This window comes from Aldersonia kunmingensis, from assembly GCF_001646865.1.
Taxonomy (GTDB): Bacteria; Actinomycetota; Actinomycetes; order Mycobacteriales; family Mycobacteriaceae; genus Aldersonia; species Aldersonia kunmingensis.
Genome location: NZ_LRRB01000263.1, coordinates 1 through 5,662, shown reverse-complemented (window position 1 = coordinate 5,662; position 5,662 = coordinate 1). Strand labels below are relative to the sequence as shown.

The 5,662-nt window shown below is 65.8% G+C and carries 7 protein-coding genes; all 7 read right to left on the bottom strand.

All coding sequences use genetic code 11. The annotated features are described in order from the left end of the window. Positions 1–283: 283 nt before the first annotated feature. Positions 284–610 carry a WhiB family transcriptional regulator gene (locus tag A8G08_RS28505; RefSeq protein WP_068278399.1) on the bottom strand — a complete coding sequence of 109 codons (327 nt, stop codon included), beginning with the start codon at positions 608–610 and terminating at the stop codon, positions 284–286. 184 nt (positions 611–794) lie between these two features. After that, positions 795–1,844: a 4-hydroxy-2-oxovalerate aldolase gene (gene dmpG, locus A8G08_RS20790; protein ID WP_068278397.1), complete on the bottom strand. Its 1,050-nt coding sequence runs from the start codon at positions 1,842–1,844 to the stop codon at positions 795–797. Then, complete coding sequence (locus A8G08_RS20785; protein WP_068278396.1) at positions 1,841–2,788, bottom strand: acetaldehyde dehydrogenase (acetylating); 948 nt, start codon at positions 2,786–2,788, stop codon at positions 1,841–1,843. The genes dmpG and A8G08_RS20785 overlap by 4 nt, the downstream gene beginning before the upstream one ends. Before the next feature lie 15 nt (positions 2,789–2,803). Then, entirely contained in the window at positions 2,804–3,601 is a 798-nt protein-coding gene (locus tag A8G08_RS20780; RefSeq protein ID WP_068278401.1) for a 2-keto-4-pentenoate hydratase, read from the bottom strand. An 8-nt stretch (positions 3,602–3,609) separates the two neighbouring features. Continuing rightward, positions 3,610–4,476, bottom strand: coding sequence for an alpha/beta fold hydrolase (locus A8G08_RS20775; protein ID WP_068278395.1), 867 nt, complete (start codon positions 4,474–4,476; stop codon positions 3,610–3,612). A 53-nt stretch (positions 4,477–4,529) separates the two neighbouring features. Further along, on the bottom strand, positions 4,530–5,474 hold the full coding sequence (locus tag A8G08_RS20770) for a 3-carboxyethylcatechol 2,3-dioxygenase (protein ID WP_068278394.1): 945 nt from the start codon (positions 5,472–5,474) through the stop codon (positions 4,530–4,532). Then, positions 5,471–5,662: hypothetical protein (locus tag A8G08_RS27635; RefSeq protein WP_169823350.1), on the bottom strand; the 192-nt coding region annotated here is incomplete at its 5' end. The genes A8G08_RS27635 and A8G08_RS20770, both read right to left, overlap by 4 nt.

The window sequence follows — 5,662 nt, the reverse complement described above, 5'->3', positions numbered from 1 at the left end:
GGCCAGAACACCAAGTAGTTTCGGAATGCCCAGCTCAGACCGGTCGCGTCACCTCCTGTTGGACCTACTGGACCGGCTCGTCCGACCCGTTGGCCGGATTTTGGCTGGATAAAACGATCGGCGGCGGGTGGCACGATGTGCCGTCAGTCGCAATGACACGATCACTTGACCTCCAGAATTGCTGTCAGGCGATGTCAGCCAACCACGTAATTCCACGAAGACACGATCCCCGCGAGACTGGACTGCAAAGACGCGCTTCGGCATTGGAGTTGACCCAACCTGGTTAGGCCATGGCGCGTTGCCGAACAGGACTGATCTGCATTGGGTCGCGTACGTTGCGAGTGATGTTGCGGCGTTCACGCGCGGTCAGCCCGCCCCAGATCCCGTCGAGTTCGGGTGCGCGCAGCGCGTGTTCTCGGCACTGCGAGCGAACCGGGCTTGCCTTGCAAAGGCTTTTGGCCCATCGCTGTCGCGACGAGCCCTCGACCGGGTCGAAGAACAGTTCGGGCTCTGCGCGCTGACATGCGCCCGCGAATCGCCAGTCCGGTCGCGGTTGAGATGAAAGTTCGGGGCACGCGTGTGCGCCAACCTTGTTCCCGTCTGCGTCCATTCCTTACTTCCTGACTGCTCCGCCGATAACGACGGGCCGGTCCCGCCGACGTCATCGGTGCGCGGGTCCACACCCCTGCGGCTGTATTGGAGCGAGTTTCCGGGACACGGTGGTGAATGTTCCCGATCACGTTGGTCACGTACACGTCGCACACGCCGATGCGCACCGATATCGACCGGGTCTGCTAGTTGCGGCGGTCTTTCTGTGCGACGAGGTCGAGTGCGATGTCGGTGATGAGGTCTTCCTGTCCTCCGACGAGGCGGCGTTGCCCGACGGCGATGAGGATGTCGCGGGTGTCGAGATTGTAGGTGCGCGCGGCGGTTTCGGCGTGCCGGAGGAAGCTGGAGTACACGCCTGCGTAGCCGAGGGTGAGCGTTTCGCGATCTACCTGGACGGGTCGGTCTTGCAGGGGACGGACGATGTCATCGGCGGCGTCTTGGAGCGGGAACAGTTCGCATCCGTGTTTCCAGCCGTTGAGATCGGCGACGGCGATGAACGGCTCGATCGGGCAGTTGCCGGCGCCGGCGCCGTGGCCGGCCAGTGAGGCGTCGACTCGGATGGCGCCTTCTTCGACGGCGATGATGCTGTTGGCGACCGACAGCGAGAGGTTCTGGTGGGCGTGGATGCCGATCTGGGTGTCGGCGTCGAGGATGTCGCGGTAGGCGCGCACGCGGTTGCGCACGCCGTCCATGGTGAGCCGGCCGCCGGAGTCGACGACGTAGACGCAGTGCGCGCCATAGGATTCCATCAGTTTCGCCTGTCGAGCGAGTTCGGCGGGTTCGGCCAGATGCGACATCATCAGGAATCCGGAGACATCCATGCCGAGGTCGCGGGCTTTGCCGATGTGTTGGGCGGAGACGTCGGCTTCGGTGCAGTGGGTGGCCACACGCACCGAGGCGATACCCATCTGGTGGGCGCGCTCGAGTTCGGCGACGGTGCCGATACCGGGCAGCAGCAGGGTGGTGAGTTTGGCGCGGGTCACGACCGCGGCGGCGGCCTCGATCCATTCCCAGTCGGTGTTGCTGCCGGGGCCGTAGGTGAGGCTGTGGCCGGCGAGTCCGTCGCCGTGGGTGACCTCGATGGCGTCGACGCCGGCGGCGTCGAGGGCGGCGGCGATGGCGGCGACTTGTTCGGGCCGGATGCGGTGCCGGGTGGCGTGCATGCCGTCGCGCAGGGTGACGTCCTGGATGTAGAGCGCGGCGCCGTCGGGTGCGGTGGCTGCTGTGGTGGTCATCGTGTCGGCTCCAGAGCTTGTTGTTCGGCGATGCGCTCGGCGACTTGCAGTGCCGCGGAGGTCATGATGTCGAGGTTGCCGGCGTAGGCGGGCAGGTAGTGTGCGGCGCCCTCGACCTCGAGGAAAACCGTTACCTTGCATATGTTTCCGTCGAGGGGTTCGCCACCGGTGAGGGTGGTGAGGTTGTCGGCGGGATCGACTGCGCTGAACTGCACGTGCTGCTTGAGCCGATATCCGGGGACGTACTCGGCGACGCGGGCCACCATCGAGTCGATCGAGGCGCGGATCGCGTCGTGGTCGGGATCGGTGACGAGCGCGAGGACGGTGTCGCGCATGATCAGCGGAGGGTCGGCCGGATTGAGCACGATGATCGCTTTGCCGTGCGCTGCTCCCCCGACGACTTCGATTGCCTTGGCAGTGGTTTCGGTGAACTCGTCGATGTTGGCTCGGGTGCCGGGGCCGGCGGATTTCGAGGCGATGGAGGCCACGATTTCGGCGTAGTGGACCGGGGTGACCGCGGAGATCGCGGCGACGATCGGGATGGTGGCCTGGCCGCCGCAGGTGACCATGTTGACGATGGGTGCGTCGAGGTGCTGGTCGAGGTTGACCGGGGGCACGACGTAGGGCCCGATCGCGGCCGGGGTCAGGTCGATGAGTCGCTTGTTGTAGGGCTCGAGGGCTGCGGCATTGGCGATGTGGGCTTTGGCCGAGGTCGAGTCGAAGATGATGTCGATCTCGTCGAACTCGGGGTGGTCGATGAGGCCTCGGACGCCGGAGTCGACGGTGCTGATGCCGAGGCGGCGGGCGCGCGCGAGTCCGTCGGAGGCAGGGTCGATGCCGACGAGAACGGCGATCTCGACGTTGCGGGCGATGCGCTCGAGTTTGATGACCAGATCGGTGCCGATGTTGCCCGAACCGATCACGGCGACTTTGGTTTTCGTCATGGGAGTGTTCCTCGTTCAGTGGGTGGAGAATGCGGCGGTGACCGTGCCGATACCGCTGATGTTGGCGGTGTAGGTGCCTCCGGGCGTGACCGGAACCATCTGGCCGAGTGCGCCGGAAAGGATGACGTCTCCGGCTTGGAGGGGGTCGCCGAACCGCAGTGCGGTGTTGGCCAGCCACGCGAGCGCGTTGTAGGGACTTTCCAGGCAATCGGAGCCGGTGCCGCGGGACAGCGTGGTGCCGGTGTGGTCGGTGACCGTCATCTCGATCGCGGCCAGGTCCGGCACCTGCGTGATGTCGATCCGGTCGCCGAGGACATACAGTCCCGACGAGGCGTTGTCGGCGATCGTGTCGGCCAGGGTGATGTTCCAGTCGGCCACGCGGCTGTCGACGATCTCGAAGGCGGCGATCACTTCGGCAACGCAGTGCGGCGCGGTCGCGGCGGTGATCGGTTGCGTGACTGAGTATCCGAGCACGAACGCCACTTCGGCTTCGATCTTGGGTTGCAACAGACGGCTTATCGGGATCTGCGCGGCGTCGGTGAGGTCCATGTCGGCGTAGAGCACACCGAAGTCGGGTTGATCGACTCCAAGCTGCGCCTGGACTGCTTTCGAGGTCAGGCCGATCTTGCGGCCGATCACCCGCCTCCCGGCACGCCGCGCAGCGGCGACATTGTGCTGCTGGACGGCGTAGGCACTGTCGATGTCGGCGACGTCGATGAGGTCGCGGATCGGGTCGCACGGGACATGGGTCTGTTCGGCGCGAGCGAGTCGATCGGCGGCGCGGGTGATGGTGTGGTGGTCGAGGGAAAGCATGCGGTCGGTCACTTCCCTGCGATGTGGCCAGAGAGGTAACGGCCGACGAGTTCGTTGAACTCTTCGGCGCGTTCGACCTGGGACCAGTGGCCGCACTGGCTGAAGATGTGCGCGTCGGCGTTGGGGATCACTTGGAGTAGTTCCCAGGTCCGCGACACCGGGATGACCACGTCCTGGACTCCGTGGATGAGCAGGACCGGGATGTCGAGGCGGGCAAGTACTTCGAAGTCCAGCGGCAGTTCGGTGCGGTCTCGGTCGCGGGCGGCGACAACGTCGGCGAGCCGATCCGAGGCGGTGTCGTTGAGCGCGGATGCATAGCGCAGAGCGACCAGTTCGTCGGTGACCAGTGTTTTGTCGACGACGAATTGTTCGAGTGTGTTGCGGACGCCTTCCTCGGACAGGTCCGGGTTGGAGTGGCCCTTGAGTGCGCCGGTGAGTTTGGCGCCGCCGGTGCCCATGGACACAACCCCGAGCAGGCGGTCGGGGAAGTCGATGGCGAACTGGAACGCGAGCCACCCGCCGAGGGAGTTTCCGACGATCCAGGTCTTCTCGATCCCGAGGGCGTCGAGCACGCGCACGGCGTGGCGGACCCATTCACGGATGCCGTATTCGGTGCCCGCGGCCACCACGGTTTGTCCGTAGCCGATGGAATCGATGGCGATGCAGCGGCCGGACTTGCTCAGCTCGGGCAGGTTCAGCCACCAGTTCGCGGCGGCGGTCACTCCGGTGCCCGATCCGTGCAGGAACAGGATCGGGGTCCCGTGACCGAGCTCGTGGTAGTGGGTGAGTTCACCCTCGGCGGTCGCCAGCCACTTGTCCTCGAGGCCGAAGAAGCTGTCGGTTCGGTAGGCGGGGATCTCGACTGTGCTTGTCATGGGTGCTCCTTGCTGCAGTGTCACGTGGTCGACGGCGACTGACGTTGTCGCGGTCAGAGATTGGTGGGGACCGCGGTGGTGATGGCGAAGCCGGCGATCCACTCCGGGATGGGCCGGTAGTAGCGCGACGCCATCCGGTAGGGAGACACCGCGGAAAGCGCGGCGTAGGCGGCGATCCAGGTGCGGACCTCGTGCGAGGAGTGGCCGGCGGCGGCAACGAAGTCGGTAACGGTCCATGGGTCGATCGGCGTCAGGTCCCCGCCGGCGAGAATGTCGAGTAGTTCGTTGTCCCAGTCGGGGTTCAATGGTTGTAGCGTCGCCGTCCCGGCGGCGAAGTCCCGTCCGGCGGTGATGACGCGGTTTTCGCGGGCGGCGCGTTGGTCATCGGTGATGGCGCGGCCGTCGATGAGTCGTTGTCGCACTTCCTCTGGGGCAGAATCGAATTGTGGGACGGGCGGATCGTGGGACAGGCCACCGGATCCCAACAGCAGGACCCGCTTGTCCAGATCGGCGACCGCCCGGCCGACCGCTTCGCCGAGCAGCCGGATCCGCCGCACCGGGCACAGCGGGGTGCTGACCGAGTTGATGAAGATCGGCACTGTCGGTACCGCGGTGATCGACCCGAACAGCAGTTCCATCGGCTGGGCGAAGCCATGATCGACGTGCATTCGCTCCGAGATCGCGGTGTCGATTCCGGAGTCGAGAACATGGGCAGCGATCCGGTGCGCGGTGTCGCGGTCGACATGAAGCGGCCCGGCCTGGGTGCCGTAGTCACCAACTGCTTCCGCCGCCCGGCCGACGCAGAACGGTGGCATCAGGTCGTAGAAGACCCCGTTGTAGTGGTCGGGGGCGAAGACCACGACGACATCGGGATCGAATTCGGCGACAAACCTTCGGGCCGAGGCCAGTTCGGCGTTCACCTCGTCGACGACATCGCGGGCGGGGTCGTTGCGGCCCATCAGCGGAGAATGCGACAACGCGCACAGCGCCACGGTCATGACGATGTCCTCTGCGCGAGATGGTGCTCGGCCGTCCCGGTGGCGAGCGTCGATTGTTCGGCAATGACCTGCACCGATTGCGTCGGGGCGTCCGGGCGGGCACCGAGCACGGCGGTCAGCGCGGTTGTCAGCTGCTCGAACGCCTCGTGGTCGTCCCACACTGCTGCGCTGTGACGCCAGGCGATGTA

Bases quoted from the DNA above. Each gene is read 5' to 3' on its own strand.
- A8G08_RS28505 (WP_068278399.1), bottom strand. From the start codon at position 610: ATGGACGCAGACGGGAACAAGGTTGGCGCACACGCGTGCCCCGAACTT.
- dmpG (WP_068278397.1), bottom strand. From the start codon at position 1,844: ATGACCACCACAGCAGCCACCGCACCCGACGGCGCCGCGCTCTACATC.
- A8G08_RS20785 (WP_068278396.1), bottom strand. From the start codon at position 2,788: ATGACGAAAACCAAAGTCGCCGTGATCGGTTCGGGCAACATCGGCACC.
- A8G08_RS20780 (WP_068278401.1), bottom strand. From the start codon at position 3,601: ATGCTTTCCCTCGACCACCACACCATCACCCGCGCCGCCGATCGACTC.
- A8G08_RS20775 (WP_068278395.1), bottom strand. From the start codon at position 4,476: ATGACAAGCACAGTCGAGATCCCCGCCTACCGAACCGACAGCTTCTTC.
- A8G08_RS20770 (WP_068278394.1), bottom strand. From the start codon at position 5,474: ATGACCGTGGCGCTGTGCGCGTTGTCGCATTCTCCGCTGATGGGCCGC.